Below are 20,763 nucleotides of genomic sequence, written 5' to 3'. Positions count from 1 at the left end.
TTAAGGCTGCTTAAATTTCTCGGGTGCAAATTTACTCCTCATATTGTTCTAAGAATGTTAAAAAAGCATAAAAGATGAGATTTTTAAGATATTCGACACCAATTAACGGATAAAGTGACTATCTGTTAATTTTTTGCTTGTTTATCCATCGGATATACTGCTCTTTATTTCGGTTATGTTGCGATAAATTCTTCGCAAACTTGTGATACCCAAAGTTTTCTACGTTAGCAACAAAATAATAATAGTCGTGTTTTTCCGAATTTAGCACCGCATCTATAGCAGAAATATCTGGCATTGCAATTGGTCCTGGTGGCAAACCCGTAAACATATATGTATTGTATGGCGACTTTAATTCCAAGTCTTTATATAGTACTCGTTTTATAATTTGCTGAAAGTTATTCTGATGTAATTTTAATGCATAAATAACAGTAGGATCTGCCTGCAATAACATTCCTTTTCTTAATCTATTTAAATACACACCAGCAACTCTAGGCCTTTCATCTACTTTTACAGTCTCTTTATGTACAATGGCAGCAAGAGTTACAACTTCATCCTCAGTTAACCCTAAAGCCTTTGCTTTTGCTTTACGATTGGCATTCCAAAATGTTTGGTATTCTTTTAACATTTTATCTCTAAACCCTTCTGCAGATGTATTCCAATAAAACTCATAACTATTAGGTATATACATAGCCAGTCTGCTATCTTTAGTAAAGTTATTTGCTTTTAAAAATTCAGCATCATTAAATGCATTTAACAAAGACAAGCTATCTGCCTCTATCTGTACAGAAATTCTACCCGCCAAATCCTCTATTCTTTCTTGGTTGTTAAAAGAAACCTTTACTGGAATATTACCTCTACGCAAAGCACCAATAATCTGGTTATTGTTCATTCCCTTTTTAATACCGTATTTTCCAGACTTAATATTAGAAGTATAGCCCTTACGTTGCGCTGCAGATTCAAAATCTTTGATATTCTTAAGTAAAGGAGTTAATTGCTCCTTTACATCTGCATATTTATCTGTAGACTTAATATAAACATAAGCCTCATTATTATTAAAATTGGTGTTGGGTGTAAAAAACACACCATAAACCATATAAGCAAATACACTGCAACCAACTAAGCCTATTAGTAAAACTGCTATTAAAATCTTTTTTATATACATTAGTTATTTATCTTTTGATACAATATTTCATTCTTAAAATTTCCGTTGGTAAAAATCCAATCTTTTTTTATTCCAACAGCATCAAAACCTAATTTTTTAAATAAATGTTTACTTGCTTCATTATCATCTAAAACATTAGCATAAATTTGATGCACATGCAAAGCACTAAAAGCATAAGAGCAAACCAAGTCTAAAGCCTCTGCACCAATACCTTTATTTCTTTTCTTTTTTTCAGATACAATTATACCTAAACCTACTTTTCTGTTTGCCGGATCAAAATCAAATAAATCTACAAGACCTATTACATTATCTTCTATGTCACAAATACACAAACGCAATTGCTTGGCTTCGTAAATATCTTTATATGCGTTTTCTAAATATAACTCTAGTATATGTTTAGCATACGGCGCTATTGTACCACTAATTTCCCAAATTCCGGTATCATTCTCTAGTTGATATAAGAAATCTAAATCGTTAGGTTCTATTGCTCGTAAATAAATACGCTCTCCTTTTAAGTTTAGCATTCAATTTCACCTTTAAAAACCAGCGTTGCCAGCCCTGTTAAAAAGATACTTTTATAACCTTCGTTAGTGGGCTCAAAACTTATTTCTAGATCGCCACCCATAGCTTTAATTGGTATAACAGTATCTGTTGTACTTCCTGTTTTATGCATTGCCAAAGCAACAGCAGTAACACCAGTACCACAAGATAGAGTTTCGTCTTCTACTCCCCTTTCGTATGTACGCACCGTAAAACCTTTATCATTTTTAGCAACAAAATTTATATTGCTACCTGCTGCACCATACAATCCATATCTTAATTTTTTCCCTTCAGCAAAAACATTAAAGTCGGCCACATTAGAAACCAATTGCACATGATGTGGAGAGCCTGTATCTAAAAAAGAATAACTATCTTTTTGCTTTATCTCTGCAACATCTATCATCTGTAGACTTACAATACCGTCCTTTATAGTCGCATTATGCAAACCATCTACAGCATTAAACGTAGCTTTATCTTTTACAACACCTAAGAAATTAGCAAAAGCCACAAGACATCTTCCGCCATTACCACACATAGTACTCTCGTTACCATCTGCATTGTAATAGACCATTTTAAAATCTAAGTTTTCATCATTCTCTAATAAAATTAAGCCATCTGCACCTATACCAAATCTACGGTCGCATAATTTATTTATTAGCTCTATATTTTGTTTAGGAAAGGTCAATAATCTGTTATCAATCATTACAAAATCGTTTCCTGTACCCTGATATTTATAAAATGTAATTTGCATAGTCACAAATATATAATTTGTTAAGGTTTTTTTAGCAGTTAAAAAGACGTTAAATTCAATCTTTTAAAATATAAAATTGATAATTTTACTTTCGAAAATGTTAATATATTGAATGATTATGAAAAAGATAACAGGTTTACTAGTCGTTTCTATACTTGCAGGAGCAATTACATTAGGAGCATATAAATTATTTTTAGAAAAGCAGAATTATCATATTATAGCACAAGATTCTAGCGCGTCTACTTTTACAACTAGTAATATGCCAGTTTCTTATAAAGGTGCAGGTATAAACGAAGTAGATTTTACAACCGCAGCAGAGAATACTGTAAACGCCGTTGTACACGTTAAAAATGTATCTATAAACGAAGAACAGAATCGCGTTCTTAAATTCTTTTACGGACAAAATGTGACCGCAAAACCAGAAGTTGGTACGGGTTCTGGTGTTATAATTTCTGAAGATGGCTACATAGTAACTAATAACCACGTCATAGATAACGCTACACAATTACAAGTTACCTTAAATAATAACAAAACTTACGTTGCAGAATTAATAGGTACAGACCCTAATACAGATATTGCTCTTATAAAGATTGATGCAAAAAAGAAATTACCTTATTTGGCTTTTGGCGATAGTAACAATGCTAAAGTTGGCGAGTGGGTTTTAGCCGTAGGTAATCCTTTTAATTTGACTTCTACAGTCACAGCTGGTATTGTAAGTGCAAAAGCTCGTAATTTGGATATGAATAATAAGTCGCAATCTTTTATACAGACTGATGCTGCTGTTAACCCAGGTAATAGTGGTGGCGCACTAGTAAACACAAACGGAGATCTTATAGGTATAAACACTGCTATTACATCTAGAACAGGTTCTTATGTAGGCTATTCTTTTGCTGTACCTAGTAATATAGCTAAGAAAGTTGTAGACGATATTATTGAATACGGTAATGTCTTAGACGGTATTTTAGGCATAACCACACCTAAAGTAAACTCTAGATACGCATTAGACAACGGTTTAAATGAAGTAGATGGTGTTTATATTGAAGATGTAACCGAAGATTCTGGTGCATTTGAAGGCGGCTTACAAAGTGGTGATATTATTAAAAAAACTGATGAAGTTGAAATTCACAAACTAGCAGACTTAAACGGATATTTATCATCCAAAAGACCTGGAGACACGATACAAATAGCAATTAAAAGAGATGATGAAGAAATCATAAAACCTGTTATACTAAAAGAAAGACAAACTATTATTATAGAAGGACTTGGCTTAGAGGTAAAAAACCTTAATGATAAAGATCGCAAAAAATTTAAAACCAAAAATGGGGTGAAAATTATAGGAGTACCTGAACTATACCGTATGTACAACCTAGAAGGCAAAGTATTAATTGCTGTAGGAAAAAAAGAAATTAAAAATGTTTATGATGCTAAAAATCTTTTTAGTGCTATTGGCAAATATGGATACACAAGTATAACTATGGTCAATGAAAAAGGAGAAAGGGAACGTCTTATCTTTCAATAAGCAACAAACACAATCCTTTTAAACGATTAAAAATGCAGACTTAACGAAGTCTGCATTTTTTTTTACCAAAACACTTTACGAAAACGTTTGAAATATAGTACTTTTGCGCAAAATTAAATTCATTTTAAATCATATTTAATGAGTGCCAGTAAATCGTACGAGAAAGAATTAGCTTTTCAAGCAGACCGTAGAAAAGCAACTACAGAGTTCATACAAATTGTGAGCAACCTGTGGTATGACAAGTCTATTGAGGTAGTTCTTTTCAAAAATCAGATTATTGATAGAAATGTTAGTGACATTATTAACCTACACGAATACGCAGGTGAATTTGTACAAAAACCGATTTCAATTTTTGATTCTGTTGAGATCTTAAGAGCCATTAACGACATTAAATTACCTCCTGCTAAATTAGACATAGGTAAATTAACTTACGAGTATCATGCAGATGATAACAACTACAACAACGTAAAAGCATTTGTTTTAGACAAATTAAAAGATGCTAATGGCACTAAAACTATTAAACCAAAAGACGTTGTTCTTTATGGTTTTGGTAGAATTGGTAGATTAGTTGCTAGAGAGCTTATGGCTAAAACTGGTAAAGGAAACCAATTACGCCTAAGAGCAATAGTAACTAGAGGTGCTGTTACAAAAGATATTTTAGAAAAAAGAGCTAGTCTTTTGCGTACAGATTCTGTTCACGGTCACTTTACCGGAACTATAGATATAGACGTAGAGAACAGTGCTTTAATAATAAACGGCACAACAGTACATATTATTTCTGCACAAAAGCCAGAAGATATAGACTATACTAAATACGGTATTATAAGTGCCTTAGTTATAGATAACACAGGTGCATTTAGAGACAAAGAAGCTTTAAGCAGACATTTAGAGTCTAAAGGAGCCTCTAGAGTTTTACTAACAGCTCCAGGAAAAGGTATTCCTAATGTTGTACATGGTGTTAACCATTTAGAACATAATCCAGATACTACCAAAATATTCTCTGCAGCATCTTGTACTACAAATGCTATTACTCCAATCTTAAAAATTGTAGAAGATTCTTTAGGCGTTAAAAAAGGACACTTAGAAACAATACACGCCTATACTAATGATCAGAATTTAGTAGACAATATGCACAGTAAATACCGTCGTGGTAGAGCTGCTGCGTTAAATATGGTTATTACAGAAACGGGTGCAGGCAAGGCAGTATGCTTAGCTTTACCTAGCTTAGAAGGTAAACTAAGTTCTAACGCCATTAGAGTTCCTGTACCAAACGGATCTTTAGCTATATTAAACCTCGATGTTAACAATAAGACATCTAAAGAAAGTTTAAATACAATTCTTAAAAAATATGCTTTAGAAGGTGACCTTGTAGAACAAATTAAATATTCTTTAAGCAACGAGTTGGTATCTTCTGATATTGTTGGTACATCTGCACCATCAATTTATGATAGTCCTGCAACAATTGTTTCTAAAGACGGAAAAAACATTATTCTATACATTTGGTATGATAATGAATATGGATACTCTCATCAAGTAATAAGATTAGCTAAGTACATCTCTAAAGTAAGGAGATTTACCTACTATTAATCGATTATGTGTTGGAAAACTTCGTTGTAACTCATAAATTGAAGAAATTTATAGGTATAATCCTATAATTATCTTCAAGTTTCAGCGGAGTTTTTTTCTTATCTAAAAATATTAAATTACTTTAGCCGTCTTATTAGAATTATTTAAAATAAAAACACGATATGAAAGGCTTAAAGCTATTACCAATACTTATTGCTCTACTTGTATGGAACGTACAATATGCTCAAGAAGATACAGAATCTGAAGAAGAAGAAACTACTTTTTCTTTAGAGAATGGAACTATTGAAACACAATTTGAATACGTTGCTAAAAAATCTGGTAATTATAGAGCTGCTGGTATTAAATACGAAGTAGTACAAGTTACTAATTTAGCGAAACTAAAAAGTAACGTACTAGACTCTTTAACTGCCTATGGAAAAACAGAAGCATCATTAAAAAGCACTATTAAAGAACATGAAACTACCATTGGTGATTTAAACCAAAAGTTAGACGCTACTACTAAAAATCTTTCTGCAATAACAGCAGAGAAAGACAGTATGTCTTTTTTAGGAATGCAAGTTTCTAAAGTAAGCTACAACCTTACTTTATGGTCTATAATTGGTGGTTTATTAACCTTATTGCTCTTATTTATATATAGGTTTAGAAAAAGTAATGTTTTAACACAAGAAGCTAAAACAAACTTATCTGAATTAGAAACCGAATTTGAGGATCATAGAAGAAGAGCTTTGGAGCGAGAACAAAAAATAAGCAGACAGCTTATGGATGAGCTTAACAAGCAGAAAAAATCGTAATACAAAAAGCTCCTATTTTAGGAGCTTTTTTATTTTTATAGCTATGGGCAATAATACAAAAAGAAACAATTACGGCCGTTTCTATAATAGCAACTCTATTTAATAGTTATAGAATTTTTAACAGAGAGGCTAAACCAAAATCAATCTAATATCTTTATTGCTAATTACAGCTAATAAAACAATCGATTTTACGCAACTATTCACTTCTTGTTCAAATGTTTCTTTACAGCTGTTTTGTTTTAAACGTTTTATATACTGATAAAAAATCCAGATCACAAAAAATGGGTGCCGCACTACTTCTACAAGCAAAAGAATTCTGCAAAGAAAAAGGATACAAGGTCATTGCACTAGAGACAGCTATAGACAACCCTACTCAAAAATTATAAGAAAATTTAAACTAAAAAAAACACTCTGACTGTTTTCATTATTTCTGGACTGCTAATTAGCCAAATGTAAATTGTATATTTGCTGCCTATAATTTAATATGAGAATAGATATTATTACGGTTTTACCCGAGTTATTAAAAAGTCCGTTCGAGGCTTCAATTTTAAAAAGATCTATAGAAAAAGGTCTTGTAGAAGTTCATTTTCATAACTTAAGAGACTACACAGATAAAAGTTACAACCAAATAGACGATTATCAATTTGGTGGTGGCGCTGGTATGGTTATGATGATAGAACCTATAGATAAATGTATTACCGAGCTAAAATCTCAAAGAAACTACGACGAGGTTATTTATATGACACCAGATGGTAGCACATTAAATCAAAGAATGGCCAACAGCCTATCTTTAGTAGAAAATATAATTATTCTATGTGGTCACTACAAGGGTGTAGACCAAAGAGTAAGAGATACGCTAATTACAAAAGAAATATCTATAGGAGATTACGTTTTATCAGGCGGCGAATTAGGCGCAGCAGTTTTATGCGACGCAATAATAAGGTTAATTCCTGGTGTTTTAAATAATGAAACATCTGCATTAACAGATACATTCCAAGACGACTTATTAGCACCACCAGTATACACTAGACCAGCAGAATACAAAGGTTTAAAAGTACCAGAAGTATTATTGAATGGGAATTTTCCAAAAATTGAAAAATGGAGAGAAGACCAAGCCTACGAAAGAACCAAACAACTAAGACCTGATTTACTAGATAATGATTGATAACTTACAACTACTCTACGGAATAACATCGGTATTTTATGCATTAATAACCATTATAACAATTATTGGTTCAATAATTTATACGACTAAAAAAAAGGGAATAGCAGGTCTTCTAATGATTATTGGTAGCGTTGTTAATTTGTTTGCTATAATTGCCCATCCTATTTTAGCAGCACTAGCCAATACAACACATCTAGACCAAGAATTTTTTCTTTTAACCAATTATAGTATAACTTTAGTAAACTGTCTGTTTTCTATTATTTTTGCAATCGGTTTTATTTTAGCAATGATTAAATTAAAAAAAGATTCGTAAAACTATATTTTACTATAAAAACAGAAAACAAAATTTGCAGTATACAATTAATAATGTATTTTTACACTCGATTTAAAATTAACCTCTGGCGAAATCCGTGAACTGTTGATTTTAATAAACTTATATAAAAAACATAAGATGGAAGAATTAATTAAATTTGTTGAAAACGAATTTGTTCCAAAAAAAGATTTTCCAAAATTCTCTGCTGGAGACACAATTACTGTGTATTACGAAATTAAGGAAGGTGAAAAAACACGTACTCAGTTCTTTAGAGGTGTAGTTATCCAAAGAAGAGGTAGTGGTGCAACAGAAACTTTTACTATTCGTAAAATGTCTGGTACTATTGGTGTAGAGCGTATTTTCCCTGTTAATTTACCTGCACTTCAAAAAATTGAAATCAATAAGAAAGGTAAAGTACGTAGAGCTCGTATCTTCTACTTTAGAGGTCTTACTGGTAAAAAAGCAAAAATTAAAGAAATTCGTAACTAATATTACTTATTTTACAATATTAAAAAGTCTACCAAACGGTAGACTTTTTTTTTGTTAACACTAGTACCACTTACCCAAACCAAAAGACATTCTTAAATGAAATGTTAAAAAAATAGGTTTAAAAATATATAATACTTAATTTTAAGTGTAGTTTACTAAGAATATCATTTTTAATATTTAAGTATTTAGTAAATTTCTATAAAGTAGCGTTCTTTATATTATTATAGGACCTCAAATAAACTGATTAATGCATACGCTTAGTTCGTTTTATAAGTAGGCTTACAATAGGTTGATAAAACCTTATTGTAAACTTTTAATTTACCACTAAAGATACATATTCTTTATACGGTCTTAAAAGTATTAACAAGAAGAAACATAAAGCAGAGTTTAGTATAATAGAAAATTTGCAGTATGTTTTAAACGTAGAAACAAGATTGGCTGCAATCAATGGTTGCCGTTTTATAAAAAGTATAAAACAAAAAAAAGCTAACAGATTGTTTCTAAAAGCCATATCAATGTATATAATACAATGATATGGCTTTTGTTTTTTATTGATTTATTATATAATAGTTAGATATTTAAGCAGTTTTTTAAAAATATCTCATTCCTTAAGAAAGCTTAAAATTGTATATTTGCTACGCTTAAAATAAATCAATACAATATGCCAAAAATAATATACACAAAAACTGATGAAGCACCTGCTTTAGCAACTCAATCATTTTTACCTATAGTACAAGCATTTACAAAGATTACAGGTATTAAAATGGAAACAAAAGACATTTCTTTAGCAGCACGAATACTAGCTGTTTTTCCAGATTTCTTAACTAAAGAGCAGCAAATTGAAGATGCATTAGCAGAATTAGGAGAATTGGCAAAAAATCCTGACGCTAACATCATTAAACTTCCAAACATCAGTGCTTCTATTCCTCAGCTTAAAGAAGCTATAGAAGAATTACAATCTAAAGGCTATGCAATTCCTAGTTATCCAGACGATCCAAAGGATGCTAAAGAAAAAGAAATTAAAGGTCGTTATGACAAGATTAAAGGTAGTGCTGTAAATCCAGTATTAAGAGAAGGTAACTCTGACCGTAGAGCGCCTAAGGCTGTTAAAAACTACGCAAAAGCAAACCCACACTCTATGGGAGCTTGGAGTTCTGATTCTAAATCACATGTTGCTACAATGGCTTCTGGTGATTTTAAAGCTAACGAAAAATCTATCACTTTAGAAAAAGCAACAAATATTTCTGTTGTTTTAACAAAAGAAGATGGTTCTAAAGAAGTATTAAAAGAAAACTTAGCACTTTTACAAGGCGAAATTATTGACGCTACTGTAATGAGTAACAAAGCCCTTTTAGCTTTTTTACAAGAACAAATGAAAGAAGCTAAAGCAGCTGGAGTATTGTTTTCTCTGCACATGAAAGCAACTATGATGAAGGTATCTGACCCAATTATTTTTGGTCATGCAGTAGAAGTTTTCTTTGCGGACGTATTTAAGAAATACGGTAAAGTTTTTGAAGAAAACGGAATAAGCGCAAACAACGGGTTAGAAAGCTTATTAAATAAATTAGATAAAATTCCTGCTGGTGCAGAAATTAAAGCTGAAATTGAAAAGACTATAGAAAATGGTCCGGCTTTAGCAATGGTTAATTCTGACAAAGGAATTACAAACTTACACGTACCTAGTGACGTTATTATAGATGCATCTATGCCCGCTATGATTCGTAACTCTGGTAAAATGTGGAATAAAGAAGGTAAAGCTCAAGATACTTTAGCTGTTATTCCAGATAGTAGTTATGCAGAAATATACTCTGCAACTATAGATTTCTGTAAAAAACACGGTGCTTTTGACCCTACAACAATGGGTACAGTTCCTAATGTTGGCCTAATGGCACAAAAAGCAGAAGAGTACGGATCTCATGATAAAACTTTTGAAATTACGAGTAACGGAAAAGTACAAGTAATAAATGCAGATGGTGCTATTTTAATAGAGCATAATGTAGAAGCTGGTGATATCTGGAGAATGTGTCAGGTTAAAGATGCTCCTATTCAAGATTGGGTTAAATTAGCCGTTTCTAGAGCAAGAGCTACAGGTATACCTGCTGTTTTCTGGTTAGATGAAGAAAGAGCTCATGATATTGAATTAATTAAAAAAGTAAATAAATATTTACCAAACCACGATATTTCTGGTTTAGAGATTTTAATATTATCACCATTAAAAGCAACAGAATATACACTTGCTAGACTTAAAGATGGTAAAGACACAATTTCTGTATCTGGTAATGTACTTAGAGATTACCTAACAGATTTATTTCCTATTTTAGAAGTGGGTACTAGTGCAAAAATGCTATCTATTGTGCCTTTGATGAACGGTGGTGGTTTATTTGAAACTGGCGCGGGTGGATCTGCTCCAAAACACGTAGAACAGTTTATAAAAGAAGGTCACTTACGTTGGGATTCACTAGGTGAGTTTTTAGCATTAGAAGTTTCTTTAGAGCACGAAGCAGAAAAAACAGGAAATAAAGACACACTTGTTTTAGCAGAAGCTCTTGGTGATGCTACTGAAAAGTTTTTATTAAATGACAAGTCCCCTTCTAGAAAAGTAAACGAACTAGATAACAGAGGTAGTCATTTTTACCTAACATTATATTGGGCAGAAGCTTTAGCTAACCAAACTAAAAGTCCAATGTTACAGACTAAATTTAAAGAGGTTTACAAAGCTTTAAAAGAGAATACAGACACAATCTTAGAAGAGCTTATTAGTGCGCAAGGAACTAAAGTAGACATAGAGGGGTACTATTTACCAAACCCTACTATTTTAGCTGAGGCAATGAGACCTAGTAAAACATTCAACAGTATTATAAATAATATGTAATACGTTAATAGACAATTTAAAAGGCCTTTTCATTTAGTTGAAAAGGCTTTTTGTTTTAAATAAATGTTAACTATTATTTTATAGACTATAAAGTGGCTATTTTTACAAAAAACCATACCAATTATGCACAGACCTCTTGTCTGCTTTTTAATAGTTCTATTTAATTTTCACGCTATAACAGCTCAAGAAAAGGTTACACTATTTGGCACTATTACAGAAGCTTCTAGTAACGAAACCTTAATTGGTGTTTCTATAGCTGTACCAGAACTACAAACTGGCGTTATTACAAACGAATATGGCTTTTACTCTTTAACACTTCCTAAAGGCAAGTACACCGTTATTATAAGTTATATAGGCTTTAAAGAAGTAAAAAAAGAAATTGATTTAACTAAAGACACTACTTTAAATCTTCAACTTAATGAAGATATACAAGAGTTAAATGAGGTTATACTTACAGAGGATATAGAAAAAGTAAATATTAGGAAACCTCAAATGAGTGTAAACTCACTATCATCTAGTAGCATAAAAAAAGTACCTGCAATACTTGGCGAAGCCGATGTTCTAAAGGCTATTTTATTACTACCTGGTGTTACAAGTGCAGGTGAAGGCGCATCTGGCTTTAATGTTCGTGGCGGATCTGTAGATCAGAATTTAATTCTATTAGATGAAGCTACAATTTTTAACTCCTCTCACCTATTCGGATTCTTTTCAGTTTTTAATCCAGATGCAATAAAAGATTTAAAATTATATAAAGGTGGTATTCCTGCTAAATACGGTGGTAGAATTTCTTCAGTATTAGATATATATCAAAAAGAAGGAAACAGTAAAGAGTTTAAAGCCAACGGTGGTATTGGTATTGTTTCTAGTAGATTACTCCTAGAAGGCCCCCTAAAAAAAGACAAAGGAGCTTTTTTAATTGGTGGGCGTAGTTCTTATGCTCATCTATTTTTACCTCTTTTTGATAATGATAATAAAGCATATTTTTACGACCTTAATACCAAGTTAAACTACAAGATAAATAAAAACAATAACCTCTATGCATCTGGTTACTTTGGTAGAGATGTGTTTAGTATCTCTAACAGTTTTGTTAACACCTATGGCAACTCTGTAATAAACTTAAGATGGAATCATCTGTATTCAGAAAAACTTTTCAGTAATTTATCTTTAATTTATTCTGATTATTTCTACGGTTTAGAATTAGATTTTGTAGGTTTTAAATGGAATTCAGGAATACAAAACTTTAATTTAAAATACGATTTTAAACATTATTTATCTAACAATTTAAAATTAAACTACGGTATTAATAACACCTATTACAGATTTAATCCGGGAGAAATAAAACCCAATCGAAGTGACTCTGGTATTTTACCAAAAAAATTAATTGACAAATATGCCAACGAATTTGCAGCTTATATAGATGCAGAGCATAAAATAACAAATGATTTAACGCTTCAATATGGTTTACGTTGGAGCAACTTTACAAGATTAGGACAAGATGAGTTATTTATTTATGAAAATGACCAAGCTGTAAATTTTAATTCAGATTTTCAGATATACGAAAGTGCCGACCCTATAGGAAAAGAGCGGTTTAAAAAATCTGCCCAAATAAAAACTTTCAATAATTTAGAACCTAGGCTAGCACTGTCTTACGCACTAAACAATAACAATTCTATAAAGGCAAGTTACAACCATATGGCGCAGTATTTGCACTTACTCTCTAATACCAGCTCTCCTACTCCTTTAGATGTTTGGGCTCCAAGCGGAAAATATATTAAACCTCAAATTTTGGACCAATATGCTATAGGGTATTTTAAAAATTTTAAAAATGGAGATTATTCTATAGAAACTGAAGCCTACTATAAAGATGTACAAAATAGAGTCGATTATATAGATGGCGCAAACCTTATTGCTAATGATGCAATAGAGCAAGTAATTTTAAACGGAAAAATGAGGTCTTACGGATTAGAGTTTATGTTTAAAAAGAATAGCGGAAAACTCAATGGCTGGCTATCTTACACACTCGCTAAATCTGAACAAAAAACTCCTGGTAGAACAGCGACAGAATCAGGTATTAACAACGGAAATTGGTACGCAACTTCTTTTGATAAAACTCACGATTTATCCATTAATACAAGTTATGATTTAAATGAAAAGTGGAGTTTCAATAGCAATTTAATTTATCAAACAGGACAACCAACAAACTACCCTATAGGTCAGTTTGAATTTCAAGAATTAAATATTCCAATATATGGTGACCGTAATGACCAACGCCTACCTAGTTACCACAGGTTAGATATTTCTGCTACATTAACGCCAAGAAAAAATAAAAATAGAAAGTTGCAAGCACAATGGATTTTTGGAATTTATAATGTTTATAATCGTAAAAACGCTGCATCTATTAGTTTCTCTAGAAATGAAGATTCTGGCAATAACGAAGCTTTAAGAACTTCTATTTTTGGTCTAGTACCATCTGTAACCTATAATTTTAAATTTTAATAGTGATGAAAAAAATCTTGTATTACATACCTCTATTATTGTTTATTTGTAGTTGTGAAGATGTAATAGATCTTGAACTAGAATCGTCTGAACCTCGATTAGTTATAGACGCACAATTTAACGTATACACAACAGAAACACCTGTGCGTACAAACGGATTAATAAAATTATCTTTAACTACAGATTTTTTTAGCACAGAAAAAAGCCCTGTGACTAATGCAATTGTTTCTATAACAGATCTAAGTTCTGGTACAGTATACCCTTTTACATCTAATGGTACTGCTGGTTATTACCAATCTTTAACTACAACATTTACGCCTGAGTTTAATACAAGATACAAGTTAGATATTAATTATGATAACCAAGATTATACATCAGAAACAACTTTAATACCAAGTGTCCCAATAGATAATGTTGAACAGGGTGATGGTATTCTATTTGATGAAGACGATACAGAACTAATTGTATCCTTTACCGATAATGCAAATAGAGATGATTTTTATGTATTCAATTTAGATTTTGGTGAATTCTTAACCACTGAGGATGAGTTTTACCAAGGCGAAACATTTAAATTCTCTTATTTTTATGATGACTTATCACCTGGAAAAGAAGTACTTATAAAATTAAACGGTGTAGATGAACAGTTTTACAATTATATGAACCTTGTTTTAGACCAAAGCGGTGAAGGTGCTGGAGGTCCTTTTCAGCCTACACCGGCTACAATTAGAGGTAATATAATTAATAGTACCGATGCGGATAATTATGCTTTAGGATACTTTAGTATTTCTGAAACTTACGAATACACTATTACAATAAATTAAAATAAGAAAACTCTATGCCCACTACACAGTCAGATTCTTTTTACAAAAGTATAAAGTTTTTTGGTATAACTGTATTACTTATGTTTACAGGTCCAGGAGCTATTTATGAAGCTTTTAAGAACGAAAATCATCCGTTATACTTACCTGTACTTATTCTTGGTTTTATACTCTCTTTGGCTGCTATGGGATTATTTTATTATAGTCTGCGTTTAATGATGACTGCTATCTTTGGCAAACGACAAAAAAAGTAAGTTTAAAAATACCAATAAAACGATACTAGCGTTTATTTTTATAAAGTAGCCTACCCATGTCCAAAAAGAAAGTCAAAACTAGAAAAAAACCAATTTCAAAAATAATTTTTGTATTTGCTGCACTACTATCTATATGGGCACCAATACTTGTGTTCCAAAGATTGTTTTTAGATGATATGGAGTATTTTAACCCGTACAACAATGAGCTTGTTTTACCATTAATATTTTGTCTTTTATATATTTTGCTTTGTATATGGTTGGTTCCTAAAATGAAAAACATAGTTTTTCAAAGTCTCTTTTTTCTGCTAGCTCCACTGTTAGTAATCTCATATGTCTTTTTTGATATTGCAGATACTAATAAAATTGAATTTGGCAACAGTTGGAGAGCTTCAGAAGTCTTTATTGAACTGGTATGCAGTAAATCCTATTTTCTTCCTTTACTTATAATAGGAGTACTTTTAAATTACATTAGTAATTTATGGTATTTTAAAAGTAAGAATAGATTAATGTCATAATAAGATCCTTGTAATACTATCGCTTTTGAAAAATAAGATGGATTAAGATGTATATTCTGCTATAAAAAGCGACTACGTATATAGCGATACCATTAAAATGCCTAAAAAAATTGAAAACATAATTTTTTCTCAGTTTGTAAATCAGACTATTCCTTTTGAGTTAATTACAATTGAAGAACTTTATACCAGATGCAGACTAAGTAATTACAACCTATCTGACCCTCATAGAATTGAGTTTCATGCAATTATAGTTATTACTGAAGGAGAAAGCACACATACTTCAGATTTTAAAGAAGAGAAGTTATTTCCTGGCGTTATTTTACCATTAACAAAAGGACAAGTACACTCATTTAATAAACAATTAACGGTTAAAGGTTATGTTATTTCTTTTGATGAAACATTTATAATGCAAAACATTAGTGAAAAAAACCTATTTCATTTTCTTCATTTATCCAATACGCCAAATATTTACATTGGTCAAGAGAATTTATCTGTACTACAACCCTATATTAAAATTTTAGAAACCGAGGTTAAAAATGAAAGACCAAACTTAAAATCAGAATTTCTACAATCTGCCTTAATGCTTTTTCTACTTCAAATAAAAAGGTTATCAATACTTAAACATACTACTTTTGAGAGCAAGCGTTTTAAAGACTTTATAGCCTTTAAACACCTTATTTGCTCTAACCATAAAGAATCTCATAATGCAAAAGATTATGCCAGTAAAATGGGCATATCCTATAAATACTTAAATGATATTTGTAAAGAAATAACAAGTAAAACAGCTAAATCTTTTATTGACAATTGGCTTATTCTTGAAACAAAAAGAAATCTTTCTGAAAAGAAATATACTTCTCAGCAAATTGCTTTTAAAATGGGGTTTAAAGAACACTCTAATTTTATTAGATTCTTTAAAAAAGCAACAGGAAAAACGCCAAGTAAATTTCAAAATCAGTTATAGGCTATTAAAAAACGGGTTACAGATTGACTATTTTAATGTTTAGATAGATAATTGCAAAAGAAAGCTGTGTCGCTAATTTTGTGCTTATAAATTATAACAATGACATTAAAAGAGCAAACAGAAGAGTTACGACAAAACGTACTAGAAAGAATGCCTAAATCTATAGTGCAAACTTTTAAAAAAGATATTAGTGACTTAGTTGCAAGTAAATTAAAAGAAAACGCATTACAAGTAGGCGCTACACTACCAGACTCGGTTTTTAAGGATATTACTGGTAAAAATGTGTATTTAAGTGAAATACATACAGACGACTACTTAATACTAAATTTTTATAGAGGCGGATGGTGTCCTTATTGCAATATGGAACTTAGGGAGTACAATAGACTAGAAAATGAGTTTAAAAAATATAACGCACATATTGTTGCTATAAGTGCGGAAATGCCTGAATTTTTAGAAGAAACTAATTCTAAGAACAACATAAACTACCCTATTTTATCGGATATAAATGCTGAGTTTATGAAAAAACTAGGAATTGTTTTTAGCATAAGTGAAAAAGCAAAAATAGATTTTACTGGTTTTGGAGTAGATTTTAAAGAAATTCACGGTAATACTAAGCATGAATTACCTGTGCCTGCTATATATGTTATTGATAAAAACTTTAAAGTTGTTTTTACACATTTTGAAGAAGATTACATGACAAGGTTAGAGCCTACAGAATTACTAGAAAAATTTACAAATAATAAAATTTAAGCTAAAGATGAAAACAAACAAAACAATTTATTGGTTAGCTACTGCCCTACTATGTGCTTTATTTATAATGGGTGCAATGATGTATATTTTTAATTACCCAAGAGCAGAAGGCTTTTTTATAAGCCTTGGTTTCCCTACGTGGATAATTTACCCCCTTGCTACTTTAAAAATTATTGCCCCAATTGTTATTCTTACGAGAAAATCTATCTTTTTAAAAGAACTAGCCTATGCTGGGTTTATTTTTGATGCTCTTTTAGCTCTAATTGCACATTTAATGGTTTCTGATGGCGAATATATGTTTGCCATTCTAGCATTAACTTTCACAACTATTTCTTGGGTCTATGACCGTAAAGTATTTGGTAAATTACTGCAGCACAAGCCAGGTATTAAAATTGTACAATAGTGTACAAAAAAAAGCCACCTAATAGGTGGCTTTTTTTTAAAATTATAATTTTAACTCTTTAACTTTTGTTACCGGAGGAAAACATTTTCTTATATCACAAGTTTGGTAATATAAACCTGTAATAACTTTATCTAAAGTAGCGTCTTTTGCAACTGCGCAATACTGCACAAAAACTAATTCTTCTTTATAAACATATATACCATCACTGTATGCCTCACTATACGGCTCTTCCCAATCCTTAATTTTAGTAATACCCTTAGGTAACTCTAACTCAATTTTTGTTTCTATATAAGGTTGTGTTTCTGGCACATAAGCATAGGTATGCCAACCTTCTAAAAGTTCTGCCTTTAGTAGTACTGCCAATTGCGTTTTATCTTTAGACCATACAACTGTTGCATTTAAACTAAGTGGATCCATATGATTTGGAGAACCTGCTACTAATGTAGTTGCGGCTTCTTTTACTGCTCCAACCAAACTAGCCTGTACTTCCGTTTGTTGTGACCAACCCAAAGTAACAGAAACTAAAATGAAGAGTAAACTACTATATATTTTCATATTTACTTATTATAGTTTTGCTTTTAACACCTCTTCTTCACTTCTTGGTAAAACATTTGGATTTGCATCTGCATCATTAATCATCCAAACAAAACCACCTGTTTCTGTAAAAAACAAATCCTTTTTATTCTCTTTAAACCAATTTCTCCATTCTTTAGCTGTAGAAAAATCTTCTAAAGTATATCTCAATAAAATTCTATGTGCTTTAGCAACATCATTTCCTTTTTCTAAAAGTGTAATAGCTTTATCTAACATAGTAATATCTGTATTTGCTACAGCTAAACTTTTAATATCTTCATCTAATTTTAAATCATAAAAACCATCTGGCTCAGAAAAAAAATAATCTCTGTTTTCTTTAAGGTAAGTTCGTATAGCTATAGTATCTAATCCGGTAACAGAAGACCACGAATTTCTACCTATATTCTTCTTTAAATAACCCTCTCTAGATAATATTACCTGTGGTTTACTATTAAGCATCATTTTATCCATTCTACTTAATTCCTCACCGTTTGTTTGCTTCATTTTAATTTTCTCTACTCTTTCTGCTGTCTGTACATTAATTTCTTTGTACGTTTTTACATAAGAATCAAAAGACTTTTTAGTGGTATAAAAAAGCATCTCATCAATATACTCTTTAGTTGCTATCCTTTCATTTCTTTTTTTAGCAATAATCTTATCCTTTGCATGCTTATTTGTGTATACTATTGCATTTGCAAAAACTACTTTTGCTTCACTTGTCATATAATCTGGAGAACCAGCAAATCCCCACAAAAAGAAATTACCGTGTCTACCTAAAGCAACAGCTGTTTTTTGTTTAGAACTAACTCCTCCTGATATAACTTCTGCTTCTGGAGAGTCTTCAAAACCCCAACCACGGGCAACCATACCAACTCTAAAGCCTTTACCTTCTAAATAACCTTCAGTATCTACTTCCCACATAGGAATTTCATTTGGCAAGTCTAAACCATCATAAGCTTTACTAACTCCCTCTGGAGTTTTTCTATTTTTTAAAGTTAAGCTAGTCTTAAATGGTTTATTAAATATTTCATGTTCTGTTTTTATATGATGAGCATGCCTATCTAAACATAGACAATACCAATCTAATTTAGATCCCAAACTTGCGCCTATTACCGATGACGTATGACCAATAAATATAGACGGACTACTATACGCGTCACTAACATATTTTGGTTGTTCCATACTTACAAACTCTCCTGTTTTAGGGTTGTTATGAATTACACGTTCTTTTATTGGCGTAGGTGCCTCATCAAAAATAGTAACATCATGATTTTTAGACATAGACTCATTATAATCTCTTGGATCTACTGTGGTTACGTTTGTAAAATACGTACTTAATAATTTTTTAAAAGCAGGCATTCTTTTACCATATTCTTGCTTAAAACGCTCTGCCGTCATACCTCCTGAAATAGATATAGATTCTAATTTAGTAGGCATTGGTTTATCTGGACTATAACCAACGTATAATATCTTTAAATTTTGTTTTTGCTGTCCAAAACTTATTGATGGCAATGTAATTGCAACCAAAAAAATAATTAGATAAAGTTTATTTTTCATTTTATTTTTTTTTTAAATTAGTACCCCATTAATTCTTTTAACTTAGCATCTAACTCCTCTTTAGAAGGGTTCCTAAGTATTATTTTATTGTTTTCATCTATTAAAAAAGTAGTTGGTAAAAACGGTACTCCATAGGTAACCGAAACTTTACCATAAGCTCCTTTACCTTTACCAGTTGGAGCATCGACAGCATCAAAAACGTGTATCCAAGGTGTTTGGTCTTCTTCTATTGCTGTACGCCATTTACCTTCTTGATCTGCAGTACCTATACCAATAATTTCAAAACCATTTTTGTTGTACTTTTTTCTTAACTCTTTTAAGTGCGGAAAAGAGGCTCTACAAGGAACACACCAACTAGCCCAAAAGTCTACCAATTTATACTTTGCATTTACTTTTGATAGTGTAACTGGCTTGTCTTCTAAATTATTTAAAGTAAAATCTGGAGCCATTGCACCTGGTGCTAAAGATTTTAAAACCTCGTTGTAAGTCTTTTCAAAATAGGCATACATAGCCGTTTTTTGGGCCTCGCCTTTAAACACTTTATAATACGTTTCTAACTCTTCATTACTCATTTTGCCTTCTCCATAAGAGAATCCTAGAATATAGGTAGCAACAGGAGAAGAAGGATTATTTTTTGCATAATTATATTTAAACTCCGTAACTTCTTTTCCTTGCTCTGTAATTAAATCCATAAGGCCAGAAACTTTTTCTCTGTAAGCAATAATTTCTTTTTCATCTTTAGAGTCATATGCAGCATCCATTTCTGCCCTAAGATTTAGTACTGGACCAAATTTTGGCTGATTTCTAACACTATCTTCTTTAACTCTCTGGTTTTCATAGATATTTTGATGTTGAGAACCTTTAACAACTGCTTCTATTACTCCACCTCTTTCTGCCTTAATTGTATCTAACGCAATGTTTATATTACTGTTTTCTAAAAAAAAACTAGACCTAAATTTATTATTTATAACAAGGTTTACATTGTCTATAAAAGCTACGTTTCCTTTAAACTGAAACTTTCCGTTTTTAATTTCTGCGCTATCTATTACCGTAACTTTTCTATCCGGGCTTCTATTTCCAAAATCGCTTAAAGTAATTAATGCCTTACCAGTTTCAACGCCATTTATTGTACCCGTAATTACATACCCATCAAAGCTTTTTTCTTCTTTAAATTTATTTTTACACGACGTTATACCAAGTATTAGTATAACCGCTGCAATTAAATTTTTTATTATATTTCTCATTTT

20 protein-coding genes are annotated in these 20,763 nt (G+C 31.3%); 14 read left to right on the top strand and 6 right to left on the bottom strand.

Translation table 11 applies throughout. The features are described from left to right. Positions 1 to 118: 118 nt before the first annotated feature. The 3 genes from mltG to dapF are packed head-to-tail and all read right to left on the bottom strand — an operon-like array spanning position 119 to position 2,453. Positions 119 to 1,162: an endolytic transglycosylase MltG gene (mltG, locus tag M4I21_RS10115; RefSeq protein WP_249559025.1), complete on the bottom strand. Its 1,044-nt coding sequence runs from the start codon at positions 1,160 to 1,162 to the stop codon at positions 119 to 121. Further along, positions 1,162 to 1,686: a GNAT family N-acetyltransferase gene (locus tag M4I21_RS10110; protein WP_249559023.1), complete on the bottom strand. Its 525-nt coding sequence runs from the start codon at positions 1,684 to 1,686 to the stop codon at positions 1,162 to 1,164. The genes mltG and M4I21_RS10110 overlap by 1 nt, the downstream gene beginning before the upstream one ends. Then, complete coding sequence (gene dapF / locus M4I21_RS10105) at positions 1,680 to 2,453, bottom strand: diaminopimelate epimerase (protein WP_249559022.1); 774 nt, start codon at positions 2,451 to 2,453, stop codon at positions 1,680 to 1,682. The genes M4I21_RS10110 and dapF overlap by 7 nt, the downstream gene beginning before the upstream one ends. Before the next feature lie 118 nt (positions 2,454 to 2,571). On the opposite strand from dapF, the gene M4I21_RS10100 reads away from it, so the two are divergent. The 14 genes from M4I21_RS10100 (at position 2,572) to M4I21_RS10035 (ending at position 17,386) form a co-directional block, all read left to right on the top strand. Further along, the gene (locus M4I21_RS10100; protein WP_249559021.1) at positions 2,572 to 3,972 is read left to right on the top strand and encodes a S1C family serine protease; all 1,401 of its coding nucleotides are present in this window, start codon (positions 2,572 to 2,574) and stop codon (positions 3,970 to 3,972) included. A 138-nt stretch (positions 3,973 to 4,110) separates the two neighbouring features. Next, positions 4,111 to 5,559 (top strand): glyceraldehyde-3-phosphate dehydrogenase, encoded by a 1,449-nt coding sequence (locus tag M4I21_RS10095; RefSeq protein WP_249559020.1) that lies wholly within the window; start codon positions 4,111 to 4,113, stop codon positions 5,557 to 5,559. Positions 5,560 to 5,720: 161 nt separating this feature from the next. Further along, the gene (locus M4I21_RS10090; RefSeq protein WP_249559019.1) at positions 5,721 to 6,350 is read left to right on the top strand and encodes a tRNA (guanine-N1)-methyltransferase; all 630 of its coding nucleotides are present in this window, start codon (positions 5,721 to 5,723) and stop codon (positions 6,348 to 6,350) included. A gap of 215 nt (positions 6,351 to 6,565) precedes the next feature. Further along, positions 6,566 to 6,736, top strand: coding sequence for a GNAT family N-acetyltransferase (locus M4I21_RS18570; protein WP_283771772.1), 171 nt, complete (start codon positions 6,566 to 6,568; stop codon positions 6,734 to 6,736). A 98-nt stretch (positions 6,737 to 6,834) separates the two neighbouring features. Continuing rightward, entirely contained in the window at positions 6,835 to 7,515 is a 681-nt protein-coding gene (gene trmD, locus M4I21_RS10080) for a tRNA (guanosine(37)-N1)-methyltransferase TrmD (protein WP_249559016.1), read from the top strand. Next, complete coding sequence (locus M4I21_RS10075) at positions 7,508 to 7,828, top strand: hypothetical protein (protein ID WP_249559015.1); 321 nt, start codon at positions 7,508 to 7,510, stop codon at positions 7,826 to 7,828. Before trmD ends, M4I21_RS10075 begins: the two co-directional genes overlap by 8 nt. Before the next feature lie 138 nt (positions 7,829 to 7,966). After that, entirely contained in the window at positions 7,967 to 8,317 is a 351-nt protein-coding gene (rplS, locus tag M4I21_RS10070) for a 50S ribosomal protein L19 (RefSeq protein ID WP_249559014.1), read from the top strand. A 661-nt stretch (positions 8,318 to 8,978) separates the two neighbouring features. Then, positions 8,979 to 11,189, top strand: coding sequence for an NADP-dependent isocitrate dehydrogenase (locus tag M4I21_RS10065; RefSeq protein WP_249559013.1), 2,211 nt, complete (start codon positions 8,979 to 8,981; stop codon positions 11,187 to 11,189). Positions 11,190 to 11,312: 123 nt separating this feature from the next. Then, complete coding sequence (locus M4I21_RS10060; RefSeq protein WP_249559012.1) at positions 11,313 to 13,685, top strand: TonB-dependent receptor; 2,373 nt, start codon at positions 11,313 to 11,315, stop codon at positions 13,683 to 13,685. A gap of 5 nt (positions 13,686 to 13,690) precedes the next feature. Further along, positions 13,691 to 14,506 (top strand): DUF4249 domain-containing protein, encoded by an 816-nt coding sequence (locus M4I21_RS10055; RefSeq protein WP_249559011.1) that lies wholly within the window; start codon positions 13,691 to 13,693, stop codon positions 14,504 to 14,506. Between the two features lie 14 nt (positions 14,507 to 14,520). After that, complete coding sequence (locus M4I21_RS10050) at positions 14,521 to 14,757, top strand: DUF6095 family protein (protein WP_249559010.1); 237 nt, start codon at positions 14,521 to 14,523, stop codon at positions 14,755 to 14,757. Positions 14,758 to 15,369: 612 nt separating this feature from the next. Then, positions 15,370 to 16,233, top strand: a complete 864-nt coding sequence (locus M4I21_RS10045; RefSeq protein ID WP_249559009.1) for an AraC family transcriptional regulator — start codon at positions 15,370 to 15,372, stop codon at positions 16,231 to 16,233. 99 nt (positions 16,234 to 16,332) lie between these two features. Beyond that, entirely contained in the window at positions 16,333 to 16,983 is a 651-nt protein-coding gene (locus tag M4I21_RS10040; RefSeq protein WP_249559008.1) for a peroxiredoxin-like family protein, read from the top strand. A 7-nt stretch (positions 16,984 to 16,990) separates the two neighbouring features. After that, the gene (locus tag M4I21_RS10035; RefSeq protein WP_249559007.1) at positions 16,991 to 17,386 is read left to right on the top strand and encodes a DoxX family protein; all 396 of its coding nucleotides are present in this window, start codon (positions 16,991 to 16,993) and stop codon (positions 17,384 to 17,386) included. 42 nt (positions 17,387 to 17,428) lie between these two features. Here M4I21_RS10035 and M4I21_RS10030 read toward each other — a convergent pair whose 3' ends face one another. The 3 genes from M4I21_RS10030 to M4I21_RS10020 are packed head-to-tail and all read right to left on the bottom strand — an operon-like array spanning position 17,429 to position 20,760. Continuing rightward, a complete protein-coding gene (locus M4I21_RS10030; RefSeq protein WP_249559006.1) occupies positions 17,429 to 17,941 on the bottom strand; it encodes a protein-disulfide reductase DsbD domain-containing protein in 513 nt (170 codons plus the stop codon). Positions 17,942 to 17,950: 9 nt separating this feature from the next. Next, positions 17,951 to 19,516, bottom strand: a complete 1,566-nt coding sequence (locus M4I21_RS10025) for a hypothetical protein (RefSeq protein ID WP_249559005.1) — start codon at positions 19,514 to 19,516, stop codon at positions 17,951 to 17,953. 17 nt (positions 19,517 to 19,533) lie between these two features. After that, positions 19,534 to 20,760, bottom strand: coding sequence for a TlpA disulfide reductase family protein (locus M4I21_RS10020; protein WP_249559004.1), 1,227 nt, complete (start codon positions 20,758 to 20,760; stop codon positions 19,534 to 19,536). Positions 20,761 to 20,763: the final 3 nt, after the last annotated feature.

Origin of the sequence: Cellulophaga sp. 20_2_10 (assembly GCF_023476645.1) — a bacterium.
Classification (GTDB): domain Bacteria; phylum Bacteroidota; class Bacteroidia; order Flavobacteriales; family Flavobacteriaceae; genus Cellulophaga.
The sequence above is the reverse complement of the archived record's forward strand: the minus strand, read 5'-3'. Positions and strand labels throughout refer to the sequence as shown.